Raw genomic sequence first — 19,450 nt, 5'->3', positions numbered from 1 at the left:
TTTTGTAGTTGTTTGCTCATCGGGCTAATTCGATGGCCGGAGTACACACGCGTAACGGTGCTTAGAAATCTTGACCAAATTTTTATCTTGTCAAGTTAGTCAAAAATCCTGAAAGCCCCGTATTCAACGGGCCAATAAAAATTAATCATTTAAAATCAATATGTTAAAAATCCACAAAATTAATAGGAAATTTTCTTGCTGAATTCCAGATCAGCATCTAGCCTCGAATCTTGTCAGGCCTGACAGGATTAACCGCCCTGCCCGCCCTAACACCAGACAATTCCAAGAACCGGCCATGAGACCGGTCAGCCTGCGAGGAAAACGGCATGTCCCTGTTGATCCGTGGCGCCACCGTGGTTACCCACGAAGAGAGTTACCCCGCCGATGTCCTGTGTGCCGATGGCCTGATCCGAGCCATTGGGCCGAACCTGGAACCGCCTACCGACTGCGAGATCCTCGACGGCAGCGGCCAGTACCTGATGCCCGGCGGCATCGACCCGCACACCCATATGCAGTTGCCATTCATGGGCACCGTGGCCAGCGAAGACTTCTTCAGCGGCACTGCGGCAGGCCTGGCCGGCGGCACCACGTCGATCATCGACTTCGTCATCCCCAACCCGCAGCAGTCGTTGCTGGAGGCGTTTCATACCTGGCGTGGCTGGGCACAAAAAAGCGCCAGCGACTACGGCTTTCACGTTGCCATCACCTGGTGGAGCGAGCAGGTTGCCGAAGAGATGGGCGAGCTGGTGGCCAAGCATGGGGTGAACAGCTTCAAGCACTTCATGGCCTACAAGAACGCGATCATGGCCGCCGACGACACCCTGGTGGCCAGCTTCGAGCGCTGCCTGCAACTGGGTGCGGTGCCTACCGTGCACGCCGAGAATGGCGAGCTGGTGTACCACCTGCAAAAGAAACTGCTGGCCCAGGGCCTGACCGGGCCAGAGGCGCACCCCCTTTCGCGCCCCTCGCAAGTGGAAGGTGAAGCCGCCAGCCGCGCCATCCGCATCGCCGAAACCATTGGTACGCCGCTGTATGTCGTGCACATTTCCAGCCGCGAAGCACTGGATGAAATCACCTATGCGCGGGCCAAGGGCCAGCCGGTGTACGGCGAAGTCCTGCCAGGCCACCTGCTGCTGGACGACAGCGTCTACCGTGACCCGGACTGGGCTACCGCGGCAGGCTACGTGATGAGCCCGCCGTTCCGCCCGCGCGAGCACCAGGAAGCGTTGTGGCGCGGCCTGCAGTCGGGCAACCTGCACACCACCGCCACCGACCACTGCTGCTTCTGCGCCGAGCAGAAAGCCATGGGCCGCGATGACTTCAGCCGTATCCCCAACGGCACCGCCGGCATCGAGGACCGCATGGCGGTGCTGTGGGATGCCGGGGTGAACAGCGGACGCCTGTCGATGCACGAGTTCGTCGCGCTGACGTCGACCAACACGGCGAAGATCTTCAACCTGTTCCCGCGCAAGGGCGCCATTCGTGTCGGCGCCGATGCCGACCTGGTGCTGTGGGACCCTCAGGGCACGCGCACTATTTCGGCCCAGACCCACCACCAGCGGGTGGACTTCAACATCTTCGAAGGCCGCACCGTGCGTGGCGTGCCTAGCCACACCATCAGCCAGGGCAAGGTGCTATGGGCCGATGGCGACCTGCGCGCCGAGGCCGGCGCGGGGCGCTATGTGGAGCGGCCGGCGTATCCGTCGGTGTATGAGGTGCTGGGGCGTCGGGCCGACCTGCAGCGACCGACGCCCGTTCAGCGCTGAAGCCATTGGGGCTGCTGCGCAGCCCATCGCGACACAAGGCCGCTCCTACAGGAATGCGCGGTCCCTTGTAGGAGCGGCCTTGCGTCGCGATGGGCCGCACAGCGGCCCCAATCCCCCGCAACACCTGTCGCCTGCACCATAAAAAATAGAGAGGCTACAACCGTGATCGACGCCCTGAACCATTTGCCGCGCCCCCGGGCCGGCGCCGACCAGTTGGCCGAGCGCTTCAGCGACCTGGCCCCACCCCTCACCGCGCGCCAGGCTGCCGTGGAAAGCGCACGCTGCCTGTATTGCTATGACGCCCCCTGCGTCAACGCGTGCCCCAGCGAAATCGACATCCCGTCATTCATCCACCGCATCAGCGACGAGAACCTGCAAGGCGCCGCCGAACGCATTCTCTCGGCCAACATCCTCGGCGGCAGCTGCGCCCGTGTCTGCCCTACCGAAATCCTTTGCCAGCAAGCCTGCGTGCGCAACAACGCGCAGGAGTGCGCACCGGTGCTGATCGGCCAGTTGCAGCGCTACGCCTTGGACAACGCGCACTTCAGCGAGCACCCGTTCAAGCGCTCACCCGCTACCGGCAAGCGCATTGCCGTAGTCGGCGCCGGCCCTGCCGGGTTGTCCTGCGCCCACCGCCTGGCCATGCATGGGCATGACGTGGTGGTGTTCGAGGCCAGCGAAAAAGCCGGCGGCCTCAATGAATACGGCATCGCCCGCTACAAGCTGGTCGACGATTATGCCCAGCGTGAGGTGGAATTCCTGCTCGGCATCGGCGGCATCGAGGTTCGCCATGGCCAGCGCCTGGGTGGCAACCTCAGCCTGGGCGAGTTGCGTGACCAGTACGACGCGGTGTTCCTCGGCCTTGGCCTGAACGCCGTGCGCCAGCTGGGCCTGCCGGATGAAGAAGCCCCCGGCCTGCTCGCCGCCACCGAGTACATCCGCGAACTGCGCCAGGCCGATGACCTCAGCCAGCTGCCGCTGGCCGACCGCTGCCTGGTGATTGGCGCTGGCAACACCGCCATCGACATGGCCGTGCAAATGAGCCGCCTGGGTGCCCGCGACGTCAACCTGGTGTACCGCCGTGGCCACGCTGACATGGGCGCCACCGGCCACGAGCAGGACATCGCCAAGGCCAACCAGGTACGCCTGCACACCTGGGCGCGCCCCGATGCCGTGCTGCTGGATGACACCGGCAAGGTACGCGGCATGCGCTTTGCCCGCACCGAGCTGGCCGACGGCCGCCTGCGTGACACTGGCGAAACCTTCGAGCTAGCCGCAGACGCCATCTTCAAGGCCATCGGCCAGCGCTTCGATGATGCCAGCCTCGCCGACCCGGTGGCCGCACAACTGGCCCGCGAGGGTGAACGCATCCGCGTCGATGCAAGCCTGCAGACCAGCCTGCCCGGCGTGTATGCCGGCGGCGACTGCACCGCGCTGGGCCAGGACCTCACCGTCCAGGCCGTGCAACACGGCAAGCTGGCTGCCGAAGCCATCCATGCCCAACTCATGCTCAACGTGGAGGCAGCGTAAATGGCCGACTTGTCTATCGTGTTCGCCGGTATCAAGGCTCCCAACCCGTTCTGGCTGGCCTCCGCACCGCCTACCGACAAAGCCTACAACGTGGTCCGCGCCTTCGAGGCCGGCTGGGGTGGCGTGGTCTGGAAGACCCTGGGCGAAGACCCGGCGGCGGTCAACGTGTCGTCGCGCTACTCGGCGCACTATGGCGCCAACCGCCAGGTACAGGGCATCAACAACATCGAACTGATCACCGACCGCTCGCTGGAAATCAACCTGCGCGAAATCACCCAAGTGAAAAAGGATTGGCCTGACCGCGCCTTGATCGTGTCGCTGATGGTGCCGTGTGAGGAGCAATCATGGAAGTTCATCTTGCCGCTGGTGGAAGCTACCGGGGCCGATGGCATCGAGCTGAACTTCGGCTGCCCGCACGGCATGCCGGAGCGCGGCATGGGGGCGGCGGTCGGCCAGGTGCCGGAGTACGTGGAAATGGTCACCCGCTGGTGCAAGACGTATTGCTCGCTGCCGGTGATCGTCAAGCTGACGCCGAACATCACCGACATCCGCCAATCGGCGCGCGCCGCGCATCGGGGCGGGGCTGATGCGGTGTCGTTGATCAACACCATCAACTCGATCACCAGCGTCGACCTGGACCGCATGGTGGCCCACCCCATCGTTGGCGACCAGAGCACCCATGGCGGTTACTGCGGCTCGGCGGTAAAGCCGATTGCCCTGAACATGGTCGCGGAAATTGCCCGCGACCCGGACACCCGTGGCCTGCCAATTTGCGGCATTGGCGGTATCGGCAACTGGCGCGATGCGGCGGAGTTCATGGCGCTGGGCAGTGGCGCGGTGCAGGTGTGCACAGCCGCGATGCTGCATGGCTTTCGCATAATCGAGGACATGCAGGACGGCCTGGCGCGCTGGATGGACCAGCACGGGCACCACAACATCGAGGCGTTCCGCGGGCAGGCGGTGGGGCATACCACCGACTGGAAGTACCTGGACATCAACTACAAATCGGTGGCGCACATCGACCAGGCGGCGTGCATTGGTTGCGGGCGCTGCCACATTGCCTGTGAGGACACCTCGCACCAGGCCATTGCCAGCACCCTGAAGGCGGATGGCACGCATGTGTACAGCGTGATCGAGGAGGAATGCGTGGGCTGTAACCTGTGCCAGATCACCTGCCCGGTGGAGAACTGTATCGACATGCAGGCGCAGGATACCGGCAAGCCTTATTTGAACTGGACGCAGGATCCGCGCAACCCCTATCGCGAGGCCAGTTGATGCAATTGGGGCTGCTTCGCAGCCCTTCGCGGGTGAACCCGCTCCTACAAGGGTTATCGTTTCCCCTGTAGGAGCGGGTTCACCCGCGAAGGGCCGCACAGCGGCCCCAATCGCTCGCTGGCTCAGGGCTCCAGCCCAATCCCCCGCAAGATCACGCTGGTCACCGTCTGCACCGCACTTTCAAAAGCCATGTCCGAAAGCACCTCACCCCCATTGAGCAACTGCACCTGATAACCAAAGTCGGCGTAGTGCTGGGTCGACGCCCAGATCATGTACAGCAGCGCCGACGGCTCCACCGGCAAGATGCGCCCTTCCTCCACCCAACGGCGGATCTTGGTTTCCTTCAACTTGGCCCAGGGCACCAGGCTTTCATCCAGGCTCACCCCCAGCACCGGCGCCCCGTGCAGCATCTCTTCGGCCCAGATCTTCGAGCCCAGCGGTCGCGAACGCGAATGGCCCATCTTCGCCCGGATATAGCTGGTCAGTACCACGCGTGGGTCTTCGAAGTTCTCGAAGCACAGTGCGTCCTGCTTCCACACATCCAGCAGGTCTTGCAGCACCGCGCGGAACAAGTCGTCCTTGGTGCTGAAGTAGTAATGCAGGTTGGACCGCGGTAACTCGGCCTGCTCGGCGATATCGCCCATCGAGGTGGCACCGTAGCCTTTCTCGGCAAACACCTTTTCTGCCGCCTGCAGAATCTTCTCGATATTGCGCCGGCGGATTTCGATCTTGTGGTTGGCCATCAGGCTTGGGCCGTCCACACCGCCAGTTCATAACCGTCCGGGTCGATGAAATGGAAGCGCCGGCCGCCAGGAAAGGCAAAGGTCGCCCGGCTGATCTTCGCCCCGGCCGCTTCGACCCGCTGCTGCGTGGCGTCGAGGTCGTCGGCGTACAGGATCACCAGTGGCCCACCCGGGCGCACCGGCTCGCCCGTGGTAAAACCGCCCGTCAGGCGGCCATCGCTGAATTCGGTATAGGTTGGCCCATAGTCGGTGAAGGCCCAACCGAACACACTGCCATAGAAGGCCTTGCTGCGTGCGATGTCGCTGACATTGAACTCGATGTTGTCGATCTGCCGATCTGTACCGCGAATACCCATGTGTGCTCCGTGCCGAATGGTGTTTGGGCTAGTCTACTCCGCTTGCTCGAAGCGGGTGCAATCCCTGTAGGAGCGGCCTTGTGTCGCGATCGGGCCGCGGAGCGGCCCCAGCAAGTTCAGCGGCGAAGCTGAAAATTTGGGGCCGCTCCGCGGCCCGATCGCGATACAAGGCCGCTCCTACAGGGGGCCGCGCTTGCCTTATCCGCAACTCGCCCGGTCACGCACCGGGCACTGGGCGCGGTACAGGTTCAGCGCGGTATTGATGATGCCGATATGGCTGAACGCCTGGGGGTAGTTGCCGAGCATGCGCTTGCCGGCCGGGTCGTATTGTTCAGCCAGCAGGCCGAGGTCGTTGCACAGGCCGGTCAGGCGTTCGTACAAGGCCTGCGCTTCTTCCTGGCGCCCCAGCAACACATAAACGTCGGCCAGCCAGAACGAACACACCAGGAAGGTGCCCTCGCCCGGCGTCAGGCCGTCGCTGCAACTGTCGCTGTCGTAGCGCAGCAGCAGGCCGTTTTTCAGCAGGCGCTGTTCGATCTGCTCCAGCGTGCGCAAAAAGCGCGGGTCCTCTGCTGGCAGGAAACCGGTCAGGGCGATCTGCAACAGGCTGGCGTCCATCTCACGCGAGCCATAGGCCTGGACGAAGAACTGGCCGCTGCTGTCCAGGCCGTGTTCGCACACTTCGCGGCGGATCTCGTCAGCCACCTGGCGATAGTGCTGCCCCTGCTCGCGGCCTTCTTCGGTGGTGTCGGCCAGCCCGGCGGCACGGTCGAACGCCACCCAGGCCATGACCTTGGAATGCACGAACTGCTGGCGGCCGCCGCGCACTTCCCAGATACCTTCATCCGGCTCACGCCAGATGCGCTCGACGTAGGGCAGGATCAAACGGGAAATGGCTGCGCTGCGCGGGTGGCGCGGCAAGCCGCCCTTGATCGCCTGGGCCATGGCGTCGGCCAGTTCGCCGTAAATGTCCAGCTGCGTCTGCGCCGACGCGGCATTGCCCACCCGCACCGGCTGCGAGTGCTCGTAACCGGCCAACCATGGCAGGGTGTATTCCTGCAGGTCACGCTCGCCGGCCAGGCCGTACATGATCTGCATCTGTTCAGGGTTGCCGGCCACCGAGCGCAGCAGCCATTCGCGCCAGGCCTGGGCTTCGTCGAAGTAGCCCAGGTTCATGAACGCCAGCAGGGTCATGGTGGCGTCGCGCAGCCAGCAGAAGCGGTAATCCCAGTTGCGTTCGCCACCGACACGCTCGGGCAGCGAGGTGGTGACAGCGGCGACGATGCCCCCGGTGGGGGCGTAGGTCATGGCCTTGAGGGTAAGCAGCGAGCGACGCACCAAGGCCGTGTACGGGCCAACCTCGGGGCAGCGCGCCGCGAATGCTTGCCATTGGTCGATGGTGCTTGCCAAGGCAGCGTTCACATCACTGTCAGGCTGAACTGGCAGGTGCGAGGGCTGATGGCGCAGGCTGAACACCTGGCGCTGGCCAGCAGCGACGCGAAAGCGCGCGACGCTGTGGTGGTCGCGGGCATGCAGGGCCACCGTGCTGCTGAGGATCAGCCGGTCGGGGCCGGCCACGGCGCTGAGAGTCAGCGGCTCCAGGCGTTCAACCCACGGCACGCTGCGGCCGTAATCGAAGCGCATGACCAGGTCCATTTCGAAATTGGTTTCGCCAGTGAGACCCTCGATGATGCGGACCACTGAGTTAACTTCGCCCAGTGGCATGAAGTCGAGCACCCTGGCGCGGCCAGTGGCGGTAACCCAGGTGGTTTCCAGTACCAGGGTATCGCTTAGGTACTGGCGGCTGCAGTGCTCGACCGGGTCGCAGGGGGCCAGGCGCCAGCGGCCGTTTTCTTCGTTACCCAGCAGGGCAGCGAAAACTGCGGGGGCGTCGAAGCGTGGCAGGCACAGCCAGTCGAGGGAGCCGTCGCGGCCGACCAAGGCGGCGCTGCGGCAGTTGCCGAGCAGGGCGTAGTCTTCTATGTGGGCGGGCATTGGGTCTCCTTTGTGTGGTTGCCTGGGCGGGCCCTTTCGCGGCTAAAGCCGCTCCTACAGGGATCTCCAACACCTGTAGGAGCGGCTTTAGCCGCGAAAGGGCCGGTACAGGCTTACAAACCTGTCACCCCAACCGGTGCCACTCGCGCTTGTCCCGGGTCAGCAGTTCGTTGCCAGCCTCGGGCCCGTCTTCACCGGCCGGGTACTCATGCACTTCTCCACCCTGGGCCCAGGCATCAAGGAACGGCTGCACCGCACGCCAGCCGTTCTCGATGTTGTCGGCCCGCTGGAACAGGGTCTGGTCACCGGTCAGGCAGTCGTAGATCAGCGTCTCGTAGCCAGTCGCCGGGGTCATCTTGAAGAAGTCCTTGTAGGCAAAGCCCAACTCGACATTCTCCATCACCAGCTCCGGCCCGGGCCGTTTGGCCTGCAGGTCGAACCACATGCCTTCGTTGGGCTGGATCTGGATTTTCAGGTAATTGGGCTTGGGCCGCTCCAGCTCCGACTCGCGAAACTGCGCATACGGCGCGGGCTTGAAGCAGATGGCAATTTCGGTGTCGCGCACGCTCATGCGCTTGCCGGTACGCAGGTAGAACGGCACGCCGGCCCAGCGCCAGTTATCGATCATCACCTTCAGCGCCACGTAGGTCTCAGTCTGGCTGTCTGGCGCGACGTTGGCCTCCTGGCGGTAGCCCGGCAGCTGCTTGCGCCCCTGCTTGCCGGCGCTGTACTGGCCACGCACCGAGTTTTTCAGGGCCATCTTGGCCGACCAGGGGCGGATGGCGCCGACTACCTTGGCCTTTTCGCCCCGCACGGCATCGGCACCAAATGCCGCCGGTGGCTCCATGGCCACCATCGCCAGCAACTGGAACAGGTGGTTAGGCACCATGTCGCGCAGGGCGCCGGTACCGTCGTAGAACCCGCCACGGGTCTCGACGCCCACGGTTTCCGCAGCGGTGATCTGCACGTGATCGATGTAGTGGTTGTTCCAGAACGATTCGAACAGCCCGTTGGAGAAGCGGCTGACCAGAATGTTCTGCACCGTTTCCTTGCCCAGGTAATGGTCGATGCGGTAGATCTGCCGCTCGCCCATCACCTTCAGCAGGCAGGCGTTGAGCGCCTCGGCGCTGGCCAGGTCGGTGCCGAACGGTTTCTCGACCACTACCCGGCGAAAGCCGCCGGCGGACTCGTCCAGCAAGCCGGCTTCACCCAGGCGCTGCGCCACTTCCGGGAAGAAGCGCGGTGAGGTGGCCAGATAGAAGATGGCATTGCCATGGCTGGTCTTGTCGATGCGCTTGGCGATGGCTGCATAGGTAGCCGGGTCAAGGAAGTCGCCGGTCTGGTAATCCAGGCGCTTGGCCAGGCGCGCCCATAGCTTTTCATCCAGGCACTTGGCAGCGCCCTCGCCGCCCTTGTCGCGTTCGGCCATGAACGCGTGCAGGCGCTCGGCAAAATCCTCGGCACTGGCCGGGTTGTGATCGACGCCGACGATCCGCAGGTTACGGTCGAGCAACCCGTCACGGCTGAGGTTGTACAGCGCCGGCATCAGCAGGCGCTTGACCAGGTCGCCATTGGCGCCGAACAGGAACAGGGTACACGGCGGTGCAGCAGGAATGGTCTGTTTAGTCATTCGGCTTTCTTCTCGACATGGCCACCGAAGCCCAGGCGCATGGCCGAGAGAATCTTGTCACCATAGGTGCCTTGCTGCTGGCGCGAGCGGAAGCGCGCGAACAGTGCGCTGGACAGTACCGGCACCGGCACGGCCTGCTCGACGGCGGCGTCGATGGTCCAGCGGCCTTCGCCACTGTCGGACACCGAGCCGCTGAACTGCGTCAGCTGCGGGTCGGCCACCAGCGCGTCGGCAGTAAGGTCGAGCAGCCACGAGGTAACCACGCTGCCACGCCGCCACACTTCGGCAATTTCAGCCACGTTGAGGTCGAAGCGCTGGTCTTCCGGCAGCTCGTTGCCGCCCTTGCTGCGCAGCAGGTCGAAGCCTTCGGCGTAGGCCTGCATCAGGCCGTATTCGATGCCGTTGTGGACCATTTTCACGTAGTGCCCGGCACCGGGTGGGCCGGCATGAATGTAGCCATGTTCGGCGCGTTGGTGCTCGCCGCTAAGCCCGTGGGTACGCGGAATGTCGCCCACGCCGGGGGCCAGCGCCTTGAACAGCGGCTCCAGGCGTTCGAACACGTCTTTTTCGCCACCAATCATCATGCAGTAGCCACGGTCCAGGCCCCACACGCCGCCGGAGGTGCCAACGTCCAGGTAGTGCAGGCCGCGCTTGGCCAGGTCGGCGGCGCGGCGCATGTCGTCCTTGTAGAAGGTGTTGCCCCCGTCGATGATCGCATCGCCCGGCTCCAGCAGTTCGGCCAACTGGGCGATGGTCTGTTCGGTGGCCTCACCGGCCGGCAGCATCACCCACACCGCGCGGGGTGCTTTGAGCTTTTGAATCAATGCACCGAGGTCGTGCGCGCCTTGGGCGCCCTCGCCTTCCAGGCCGGTAATGGCCTCGCGGTTGCGGTCGTGCACCACGGTGCGATGGCCGGCGCGCATCAGGCGCCTTGCGATATTGCCGCCCATGCGGCCCAGCCCGACGATTCCCAGTTGCATGAGCCAATGCTCCCCTTTCGAAATGGATGACAACACAGTGCAGCTTTTCAGATTAGTCCAGCATGCCGGCCGAGGGTTCAGCGACGAACGGCAAGACCACGATAAACAAAAAAGTTCCCAAGGCCTGTGAAAGAATTCAAAATGCGCCCCGCGTGAAGCGTCTACGCTTTGACTTGTCACCAGCCAAAACCGCGAGGTGTGCTTATGGGTACCTTGATGCCTGCAACTCCAACCCAGACCCTCTATGTCTCCGTGCGCCGTGATGAGCTGCGTAAACTGAAGGACGAACGTGACCAGCTGCGCCAGCAGGTTGCGCAGTTGAACCTGTTGCTGGCGCAACAGCGTGATGGCGAGAAAGCTGTCAGTCTCTGATCTCTACCTCCCGCGGTGGGAGTTGTAAGGCTCCCACCTTGCTCATTTTCTGGTTCTGCTTTTTCAGGTCCGGCCTATTCGCGGGTGAACCCGCTCCTACGACGTCCGTGTCGCACCTGAGGCCTACACCCTTCCTGTAGGAGCGGGTTTACCCGCGAAGAAGCAAACACCGCCCTCAGGCATCAATTTGGTGCAAAAGCCCACCTCGGCCACAATTTGGCGCACCCGCATAACACCCTCGCCAAGCCTGTTTACATCCGGTCACAGACGACAACGTTTGCGTCTATTCCGCGCCATAACAATTGTGACCAGTGGGTCACCTTTTTATCTCTTTCTCTCCTACACTCGGTTTTCGGCCCGCCATTTGCTCATCGGAAGAGTGACGAAAATAAGTCGAACTTTCAGGAAAGCGGGCAGGTCAGGAACTAAGTAGGCCAAACGCAGGGGACAGACCTTTGCCAGGCCCACCCACCCCAACCAGTCCAATCGCCTTTGGCCGGAATGCCGAACGCGCTGTGCCTGTGCGCACGACTCAGGGGCATGGAATGCACTACGCAACATTCAGCAGTCGAGAGAACTCACACGAGATAGAGCCACGGGTGCCAGCACCCGGCCAAGCAAGCATAGGGACGGAGAGAAGTATGATCAGTGCCGCTGTCGAGCCTCACGTTAACACCTTCACCTCGGACACCCGCGAGCCGGTCACCCCGGATTTCGCCCCGGCAGGCAAGGCACCCGGCGCGCAGCGCCAGCACAACCCCAACAAGCGCAAGATCCTGTTCGTCACCTCGGAAATCGCCGACCTGGTCAAAACCGGCGGCCTGGGCGACGTGTCTGCCGCCCTGCCCCGCGCCTTGGCGCACTTGCACGATGTTCGCGTGCTGATACCGGGCTACCCGCAGGTGGTAGAAAGCGACAACCCGATTCACATTGTTGGCGAGCTGGGTGGGCACGCTGCGTTGCCACCGTGCAAGATCGGCCGCATGGACTTGCCCGATGGCCTGGTCATCTATGTGCTGATCTGTCCCGAGTTGTATCAGCGCGCTGGCACTCCCTATGCCGCCGACAACGGCCGCGACTGGCCCGACAACCACATTCGCTTCGCCCGCCTGGGCCTCGCTGCTGCGGAAATCGCCGCCGGTGAGGGCATGATTCACTGGAAGCCTGAACTGGTGCACGCCCATGACTGGCCTGCCGGGTTGGCGCCTGCCTACATGCACTGGCGCGGACTGAGTACGCCGACCCTGTTCACCATCCACAACCTGGCCTACCAGGGGGTGTACAGCCGCGGCTGCAGCCCAGAGCTGGCGATCCCGGACCATGCCATGCAGCAGGAAGGCATGGAGTTCTACGGCAAGCTGTCGTTCCTCAAGGCCGGCCTTGCCTATTCCAGCCACATCACCACCGTCAGCGCCACCTATGCCCAGGAAATCACCACCCCCGAATTCGGTTGTGGCCTTGACGGTTTCCTGGCCAGCAAAGCTCAGCAAGGCCTGCTCGGCGGCATTCCCAACGGCATCGACGAAAGCTGGGACTCGGCCACCGACAAACACCTGCAGCACAACTTCAGCATCAATGACTGGGAAGGCAAGGCGCGTAACGCCAGCGAAGTCCGCGAGCTGTTCAAGCTCGAGCCAAGCGAAGGGCCGCTGTTTGCCGTGGTGTCGCGCCTGGTCTACCAGAAGGGCCTGGACCTGACGCTTGGCGTAGCCGACTACATTGTCGAGCAAGGCGGCCAGATCGCCATCATTGGCCGTGGCGAACCGGAAGAAGAACAGGCCATGCGCGACCTGGCGCTGCGCCACCCTGGCCGCATTGGCGTGCGCATCGGCTTCAACGAAACTGACGCTCGGCGCATGTTCGCCGGCAGCGATTTCCTGCTGATGCCATCGCGCTACGAGCCGTGCGGGCTGAGCCAGATGTACGCCCAGCGCTTCGGCTCACTGCCGGTGGCGCGTAACACCGGCGGGCTTGCCGACACCATCGAAAACGGTGTTACCGGCTTCCTGTTCGATGAATCGACCGTCGAAAGTTACCGCGAAGCCCTGAGCCGTGCCTTCTACATCTACCAGAAAAAGGACCTGCTCAACGCCATGCGTTGCCTGTCGATGACCCAGCCATTCAACTGGTGCCAGGCAGTGGAACCCTATGCACGCCTGTACGAGGACCTGGTGAAGCAGGCTCATCTGGCCCATTACTGAACGCGAGGTCGAAGATGCACAGGCATGGCGCACATTTGATAGACGCCACGTCGGCGCGCTTCGCCCTCTGGGCACCGGATGCGCGCAGCGTGAGCGTGGTACTGGAGCAGCAGCCGGCCATCGAGTTGCTGCCGGAGAAAGACGGCTGGTTCACCGGGATCGCCCCGGCGCAGGCAGGTGACAACTACCACTACCGCATCGACGGACAGCTTCAGGTGGCAGACCCCGCGTCGCGCTATCAACCTGAAGGGGTGCACGGGCCGAGCCAAATCGTGGATGTTGCCGGCTACCACTGGCAACACCCCTGGCAGGGGCGACCTTGGCACGAGGCGGTGATACAGGAAATGCACGTTGGCGTGCTGGGTGGCTACCAAGGTGTGGCCGGCCAGTTGTCGCGGCTATCCGGCACCGGGGTGACCGCTATCGAGCTGATGCCGGTCGGCCAGTTCCCCGGCGAACGCAACTGGGGCTATGACGGGGTGCTGCCGTTCGCTGCACAGCATACCTATGGCAGCCCACACCAACTGTGCAGCCTGATTGATCAGGCCCACGGCCATGGCCTGATGGTGATGCTCGACGTGGTATACAACCATTTCGGCCCGGACGGCAATTTCCTTCATCAGTACGCCAGCCCGTTTTTCCGCGAAGACCGCCAGACGCCCTGGGGCGCGGCCATTGATTTCCGACGCCCGGAGGTTCGCGAATACTTCATCCAGAACGCCTTGATGTGGGTGTGCGACTACCGCTTCGATGGCCTGCGCCTGGACGCGGTGCACGCCATCGACCAGCCCGACTTCCTGGTCGAGCTGGCGCAACGCGTGCGTGCCGCAGTCGAACCTGGCCGGCAGGTGTGGCTGGTGCTGGAAAACGAACACAACCAGGCGTTCTTGCTGGAACAGGGCTTCAATGCCCAATGGAACGATGACGGCCACAATGCCTTGCACGTGCTGCTGACCGGCGAAACCGAGGGCTACTACGAAGACTACAAGCACAAGCCGATCGACAAATTGGCCCGCTGCCTGGGTGAAGGCTTCGTGTTCCAGGGCGAAGCCAACCGACACGGCCAACCCCGCGGCGAGCCCAGCGGGCACCTTGCGCCCAGCGCGTTCGTACTGTTTCTGCAGAACCATGACCAGATCGGTAACCGGGCGCTCGGCGAACGCCTGTCTCGGCTGTGCCCACCCGCAGCATTGCGAGCAGCCACCGGGTTGCTGTTACTCAGCCCGATGATTCCACTGCTGTTCATGGGCGATGACGACGGCAGCCGCGCGCCGTTCCTGTTCTTCACCGATTTCCATGACGAACTGGCCGATGCGGTTCGCGAAGGCCGCCGAGGGGAGTTCGCCCATTTCGCGGCGTTTGCCGACCCCGACCAGCGCGAACGCATACCCGACCCCAACGCCCGGCAAACTTTCGACACCTCCCGGCCGGACGGGCACGATGTGCTGGCCGGCTGGCACGGGCTGTATCAACAACTGCTGGCAATCAGGCACAAGCAGTTGGTCCCACGCTTGCCCGGCAGTCGCGCACTGGGGGCCGAGGTACTCGGCGACAAGGCGCTAAGCGCTCGCTGGCGCCTCGGCGATGGCAGCACCCTGCGCATCGACCTCAACCTGGCCCACCAGGCGCAGCCCGTTGCCTTGCCTGAAACGGCGCTGCGGCTGTTCGACAGCAGCGACAACGCCCACCCCGACTCGACCCTTTCCCCCTATAGCTGCGTGGTCAGCTTGCTGCCCACCCGCCAGGAGGCGCCATGAGCGAAGCCCTGCTACACCAGCTTGCCGAGCGGGCCGGGTTGGCGCGCGACTGGATCGACGCCAACAATCGGCCACAGCAGGTCAGCGATGAGGTGCTGCGTCAGGTGCTGCAGGCGCTCGGCCATGCAGCCGAGGACGATGCCCAGGTCCGCGATAGCCTGACCAGCCTCGCGCACAGTGATGACGCCCTGCATGTTCCACCTTTGCTGACGGCGGACGCAGGCCAGCCGCTTGCCCTCGGTCACTATTTCGCAGGCCATGCCCGGGTGGACTGCCAGCTGGAAGACGGCGCGCAGCTGCAGCTGCAACTGGACGCACAAGGACGATTGCCAGGCCAGTTGCCGGTCGGCTATCACCGACTGCTGGTGCAAGACCATGAATTCACCCTTGCCGTGGCACCGGCTGGCTGCGTGGCGCTGCACGACCTGGTCAGCGAGGCACCGGCACGTTGCTGGGGGATTTCAGCGCAGCTTTACAGCCTGAGGCGACCGGGCGATGGCGGCTATGGCGACTGCCTGGCCCTTGAAGGGCTGGCCCGTGCTGCCGCCGAACGTGGGGCCGATGCGCTGGCCATCAGTCCGATCCACGCGCTCTCGGCCTACGACCAGCAGCACTACAGCCCGTATTCACCCTCGAGCAGGCTGTTGCTCAATGCCCTGTACGCCAGCCCCGCTGCCATCCTCGGTGAGCGCGCAGTGCGCATGGCGGTTGAGGCTTGCGGCCTGGAACAGGCATTGGAAGCGCTAGAGCAGGAGCCGCTGGTGGACTGGCCGCGCGCCGCCGAAGCCCGTCAGCGACTGTTGCAGGCGCTGTACAAGGATTTCAGCCAGGGCGAGCACCCGCTGCGCAGCGACTTCGAGAGTTTCTGCGAGGCCGCCGGCGAGGCACTGGAGCACCATTGCCGCTTTGAGGTTTTGCAAGCTGAAGCGGTCGATCGGGGCTTGGGCGCCGACTGGCGCAGCTGGCCTGAGGCATGGCGCGACCCCTACCATGGTGAAGTGCAGAGCATCGCCGCCAGCTACCCGGCGCGTGTGGAGTTTCATGCCTTCTGCCAGTGGCTGACCGAACGCAGCCTGCAACGCGCCCAGGAGGCGGCGCGCGGCAGCGGCATGGCGGTAGGCCTGATCGCCGACCTGGCAGTCGGCGCCGACGGTGCCGGGAGCCAAGCCTGGAGCCGCCAGGATGAATTGCTGGCCAACCTCACCGTAGGCGCTCCTCCCGACATACTCAACCGCTCGGGCCAGGACTGGGGTATTTGCGGTTTTTCGCCGGAAGGCCTCAAGCGCAATGGTTACCGCGCCTTCATCGAAATGCTGCGAGCCAACCTGGCGCACGCCGGCGGCCTGCGCATCGACCATGTGATGGGCCTGCGCCGCTTGTGGCTGATCCCGCAGGGCGCCAAGCCCAGCGAAGGCGCCTACCTGTATTACCCGCTGGAGGACTTGCTGCGCCTGCTGGCGCTGGAGTCGGTACGCCACGGCGCGATCATCCTCGGCGAGGACCTGGGCACCGTACCAGAAGGCTTGCGTGAGGCCCTGGGCAAAAAACATGTGCTGGGCATGCGGGTATTGCCCTTCGAGCAGGCCTCACCCGGCAATTTCACGCCAATCCTGGACTGGCCGGACGACGCCCTCGCCACCACCGGCACCCACGACCTGGCGCCGTTGGCCGGCTGGCTTGAAAACCGCGACATTGACTGGAGCCACCGCCTGCAACTGATCGATGCGGCCACCGAACTGCATTGGCGCCATGACCGGCAAAAAGAACATGCCGGCCTGCGCCGCACACTTGCCGCCAACTATGGCGCTCTCAAGGACAACGACGACGTGATCGACGCCGCCATTCGCTATGTCGGCCACACCCGCGCTCCGCTGGTGCTGGTCCCGCTGGAAGACCTGCTTGGCCTGGACGAACAACCTAACCTGCCAGGCACCACTGAAGGCCACCCCAACTGGCGCCGGCGCTTTGCCCAGCCGGTGCGCGAGCTGCTGGATGACCAGGATGCCGCGCGCCGGCTGGAAGTGCTGGCCCAGGCCCGCGAGCAAGCGTGGGAGCGTGACCGATGAAACCGCTGACCTCCACCCTGCGCCTGCAATTTCACAGCGACTTCACCCTTGATCAGGCTGTGCCGCTGGTACCTTACTTTGCCCAGCTGGGCATCAGCCACCTGTATGCCTCGCCGATCCTCAAGGCCCGCGCCGGTTCACGGCATGGCTACGACGTGGTCGACCCGACCCAGGTCAACCCGGAACTCGGCGGCGAGGCTGCGCTGGAACGGCTGGTTGCCGCCTTGCGCCAGCACGGCATGGGGCTGATCCTCGATACTGTCTCCAACCACATGGCCGTGGGCGGCGCCGACAACCCGTGGTGGCAGAGCCTGCTGGCTTGGGGCCGGCGCAGCCCCTATGCGGAGTTTTTCGATATTCAGTGGCATTCCAGCGACCCGCTGCTCGCGGGCCAGTTGCTGCTGCCGTTCCTCGGTAGCGATTACGGCGTGGCCCTGAAAAACGGCGAGCTGCCGCTGCAGTTCGACCCGCAACACGGCGTGCTGCAGGTGGCGCATTACGAGCACCGCTTCCCGATCTGCCCGGGCGACTACGGCTGGGTACTCGCCCTGAGCCCCGAACCTGCCCTGCAGGCCTTGGCCGAACATTTCACCGCGTTGAACACTTCAGCCTCGCCGCTGGCCGACGCGTCGCCACTGCACGCCGAACTGGCCCGCCTGGTGCGCGAAGGCGGCGACCTCGAATCGGCCCTGCTGGCCTTCGACAGCCGCAGCGAGAGCGGCTTCAAGCGCCTGCACTTGCTGCTGGAGCGTCAAACCTACCGCTTGGCAAGTTGGCGTACCGCCGCCGACGATATCAACTGGCGGCGCTTCTTCGACATCAATGAACTGGGTGGCCTGCGGGTGGAACGTTCGGTGGTGTTCGAAGCCACCCATGCCAAGCTGTTCGAGCTGATCGAACGTGGCTTGGTGGATGGCCTGCGTATCGACCATATCGATGGCCTGGCCGACCCGCGCGGCTACTGCCGCAAACTGCGTCGTCGGGTCGACAGCCTGTTGGCACGGCGCCCGCTGAATACCGCGCTGGAGCACTTCCCGATCTACGTGGAAAAGATCCTCGGCGCCAACGAGCACCTGCACCGTGACTGGCTGACCGATGGCACCACCGGCTACGAGTTCATGAACCAGGTATCGCTGCTGCAGCACGACCCGGCCGGTGAAGCGCCACTCACCGAGCTGTGGGGCGCTATCAGCGAACGCCCGGACTTCCCCGAGGAAGTGCGCCTGGCTCGGCATCTGGTGCTCAACGCCAGCCTGGCCGGTGACTGCGAGTCGGTAGCCCAGGCGCTGCTGCAGGTGGCGCGCAACGACCTGATGACCCGCGACCTGACGCTCGGCGCGATCCGCCGGGCGTTGCAGGCGCTGGTCGCGCATTACCCGGTGTACCGCACCTACTTCAACGCCTGCGGCCGCCCGGCGCAGGACGAACGCTTCTTCCAGCAGGCGTTGACCAACGCACGGCAAGACCTCGCCGAGGCCGACTGGCCGCTGTTGGCACAAATGGAACAGTGGCTGGGTGGCCACGCCTGGCGCCACCTGCCGCCGGGTCGGGCGCGCAAACAATTGCGCCATGCCTGCGTGCGCTTCCAGCAATTAACCGCCCCCAGCGCGGCCAAGGCCGTGGAGGACACCGCCTTCTACCGCAGCGCCCGCTTGCTGTCACGCAATGACGTCGGCTTCGAGGCCGAGCGCTTCAGCGCCCCGCTGGAAGCCTTCCACAACGAAGCGCAGCGGCGCGCGCGTGACTTCCCGGACAACTTGCTGGCCACCGCTACCCATGACCACAAGCGTGGCGAAGACACGCGCGCGCGCCTGGCCGTGCTCAGTGAGCGCGGCCCGTGGCTGGCCAGCCGCATGGAGCACTGGCGCGAACTGGCCGAACCGCTGCGCGAGCATCTGGATGATGGCCAGGCGCCCAGCCCGGGCGACGAACTGATGCTGTTACAGACGCTGCTGGGCAGCTGGCCACTGGGGTTGGACGTGCACGATGAGCAGGGCTTGCGCCAGTACGCCGATCGGCTGGGACAATGGCAACAGAAGGCCCTGCGCGAAGCCAAGCTGCGCAGCAGCTGGAATGCGCCCAACGAGGCTTATGAAAGGTCCTGTGCCGGCTACCTGAGCGGCTTGCTGCTGGCCCCTGAAAACCTGCAACTGCGCAAGTCGGTAGGCGAGGCAGCGCACCTGCTGGCCTGCCCTGGCGCACTGAACGGGCTGGTGCAGGCCTTGCTGCGGATGACCGTGCCCGGTGTGCCCGATTTGTATCAAGGTAACGAATACTGGGACTTCAGCTTGGTCGACCCGGACAACCGCCGCGCTGTCGACTACGCTTGCAGGCGCAGGACGCTGGATGACGCCACGCCACTGGCCGAGCTGTTGGCTCACTGGCCGGACGGCCGCATCAAGCAAGCCTTGATCGCCCGCGTGCTGGATTGCCGCCAGGCGCATGCCGAGCTGTTCCGCCGCGGCGCTTACCTGCCGCTGAGCGTACAGGGTCGCCATGCCGACAAGGTTGTGGCGTTTGCCCGCCTGGGCGACAGCGAGCGTGCCGTCATTATTGCGCCACGCCTGGCCAGTACCCTGCTGGGTACCGCAGCGACACCCCTGATCCCGGCGCAGAACTGGGACGATACCCGCGTAAGCCTGCCGTTTGCCTTGTCGCCTGCCACTTCGACTGGACTTTTTGGCGGGGCCGTTGTCAGCCCTGTTAGAGAGTTGATGTTGAGCACCGTGTTGTCGGAGTTCCCAGTCAACCTGTTGATCGAACATGCCTAGCATTCAGG

13 protein-coding genes are annotated in these 19,450 nt (G+C 64.2%); 8 read left to right on the top strand and 5 right to left on the bottom strand.

Going from position 1 to position 19,450, the window contains the following annotated elements:
• Positions 1-326 precede the first annotated feature (326 nt).
• The 3 genes from hydA to preA all read left to right on the top strand — a co-directional run bounded on the left by hydA (position 327) and on the right by preA (position 4,571).
• Positions 327-1,766, top strand: a complete 1,440-nt coding sequence (gene hydA, locus ACIP02_RS21745) for a dihydropyrimidinase (RefSeq protein WP_400620394.1) — start codon at positions 327-329, stop codon at positions 1,764-1,766.
• A 162-nt stretch (positions 1,767-1,928) separates the two neighbouring features.
• Positions 1,929-3,296 carry an NAD(P)-dependent oxidoreductase gene (locus tag ACIP02_RS21740; protein WP_400620392.1) on the top strand — a complete coding sequence of 456 codons (1,368 nt, stop codon included), beginning with the start codon at positions 1,929-1,931 and terminating at the stop codon, positions 3,294-3,296.
• Entirely contained in the window at positions 3,297-4,571 is a 1,275-nt protein-coding gene (gene preA, locus ACIP02_RS21735) for an NAD-dependent dihydropyrimidine dehydrogenase subunit PreA (RefSeq protein ID WP_400620390.1), read from the top strand. It begins immediately after the preceding gene.
• A gap of 122 nt (positions 4,572-4,693) precedes the next feature.
• Here the strand turns inward: preA and ACIP02_RS21730 are convergent, their stop codons facing one another.
• From ACIP02_RS21730 to gnd, 5 genes are all read right to left on the bottom strand, one after another.
• The gene (locus ACIP02_RS21730; protein WP_400620388.1) at positions 4,694-5,314 is read right to left on the bottom strand and encodes a TetR/AcrR family transcriptional regulator; all 621 of its coding nucleotides are present in this window, start codon (positions 5,312-5,314) and stop codon (positions 4,694-4,696) included.
• Positions 5,314-5,670, bottom strand: coding sequence for a VOC family protein (locus tag ACIP02_RS21725; RefSeq protein WP_201199587.1), 357 nt, complete (start codon positions 5,668-5,670; stop codon positions 5,314-5,316). Before ACIP02_RS21725 ends, ACIP02_RS21730 begins: the two co-directional genes overlap by 1 nt.
• A gap of 198 nt (positions 5,671-5,868) precedes the next feature.
• A complete protein-coding gene (locus ACIP02_RS21720) occupies positions 5,869-7,665 on the bottom strand; it encodes a glycoside hydrolase family 15 protein (RefSeq protein WP_400620384.1) in 1,797 nt (598 codons plus the stop codon).
• Between the two features lie 124 nt (positions 7,666-7,789).
• Positions 7,790-9,295, bottom strand: a complete 1,506-nt coding sequence (gene zwf / locus ACIP02_RS21715) for a glucose-6-phosphate dehydrogenase (RefSeq protein ID WP_400620382.1) — start codon at positions 9,293-9,295, stop codon at positions 7,790-7,792.
• Complete coding sequence (gene gnd / locus ACIP02_RS21710; RefSeq protein ID WP_400620379.1) at positions 9,292-10,275, bottom strand: phosphogluconate dehydrogenase (NAD(+)-dependent, decarboxylating); 984 nt, start codon at positions 10,273-10,275, stop codon at positions 9,292-9,294. The genes zwf and gnd overlap by 4 nt, the downstream gene beginning before the upstream one ends.
• A 204-nt stretch (positions 10,276-10,479) precedes the next feature.
• Here gnd and ACIP02_RS21705 point away from each other — a divergent pair, with 204 nt between their 5' ends.
• From ACIP02_RS21705 to ACIP02_RS21685, 5 genes are all read left to right on the top strand, one after another.
• Positions 10,480-10,647, top strand: a complete 168-nt coding sequence (locus tag ACIP02_RS21705; protein ID WP_016488155.1) for a DUF6026 family protein — start codon at positions 10,480-10,482, stop codon at positions 10,645-10,647.
• A gap of 641 nt (positions 10,648-11,288) precedes the next feature.
• Positions 11,289-12,848 (top strand): glycogen synthase GlgA, encoded by a 1,560-nt coding sequence (glgA, locus tag ACIP02_RS21700; protein ID WP_400620376.1) that lies wholly within the window; start codon positions 11,289-11,291, stop codon positions 12,846-12,848.
• A 14-nt stretch (positions 12,849-12,862) separates the two neighbouring features.
• Positions 12,863-14,605: a malto-oligosyltrehalose trehalohydrolase gene (treZ, locus tag ACIP02_RS21695; protein ID WP_400620373.1), complete on the top strand. Its 1,743-nt coding sequence runs from the start codon at positions 12,863-12,865 to the stop codon at positions 14,603-14,605.
• The gene (malQ, locus tag ACIP02_RS21690; protein ID WP_400620370.1) at positions 14,602-16,671 is read left to right on the top strand and encodes a 4-alpha-glucanotransferase; all 2,070 of its coding nucleotides are present in this window, start codon (positions 14,602-14,604) and stop codon (positions 16,669-16,671) included. The genes treZ and malQ overlap by 4 nt, the downstream gene beginning before the upstream one ends.
• Positions 16,668-19,442, top strand: a complete 2,775-nt coding sequence (locus ACIP02_RS21685) for a malto-oligosyltrehalose synthase (protein WP_400620368.1) — start codon at positions 16,668-16,670, stop codon at positions 19,440-19,442. Before malQ ends, ACIP02_RS21685 begins: the two co-directional genes overlap by 4 nt.
• Positions 19,443-19,450 lie beyond the last annotated feature (8 nt).

Source organism: Pseudomonas sp. NPDC089408 (assembly GCF_044749445.1).
Lineage (GTDB): Bacteria > Pseudomonadota > Gammaproteobacteria > Pseudomonadales > Pseudomonadaceae > Aquipseudomonas.
The sequence above is the reverse complement of the archived record's forward strand: the minus strand, read 5'-3'. Positions and strand labels throughout refer to the sequence as shown.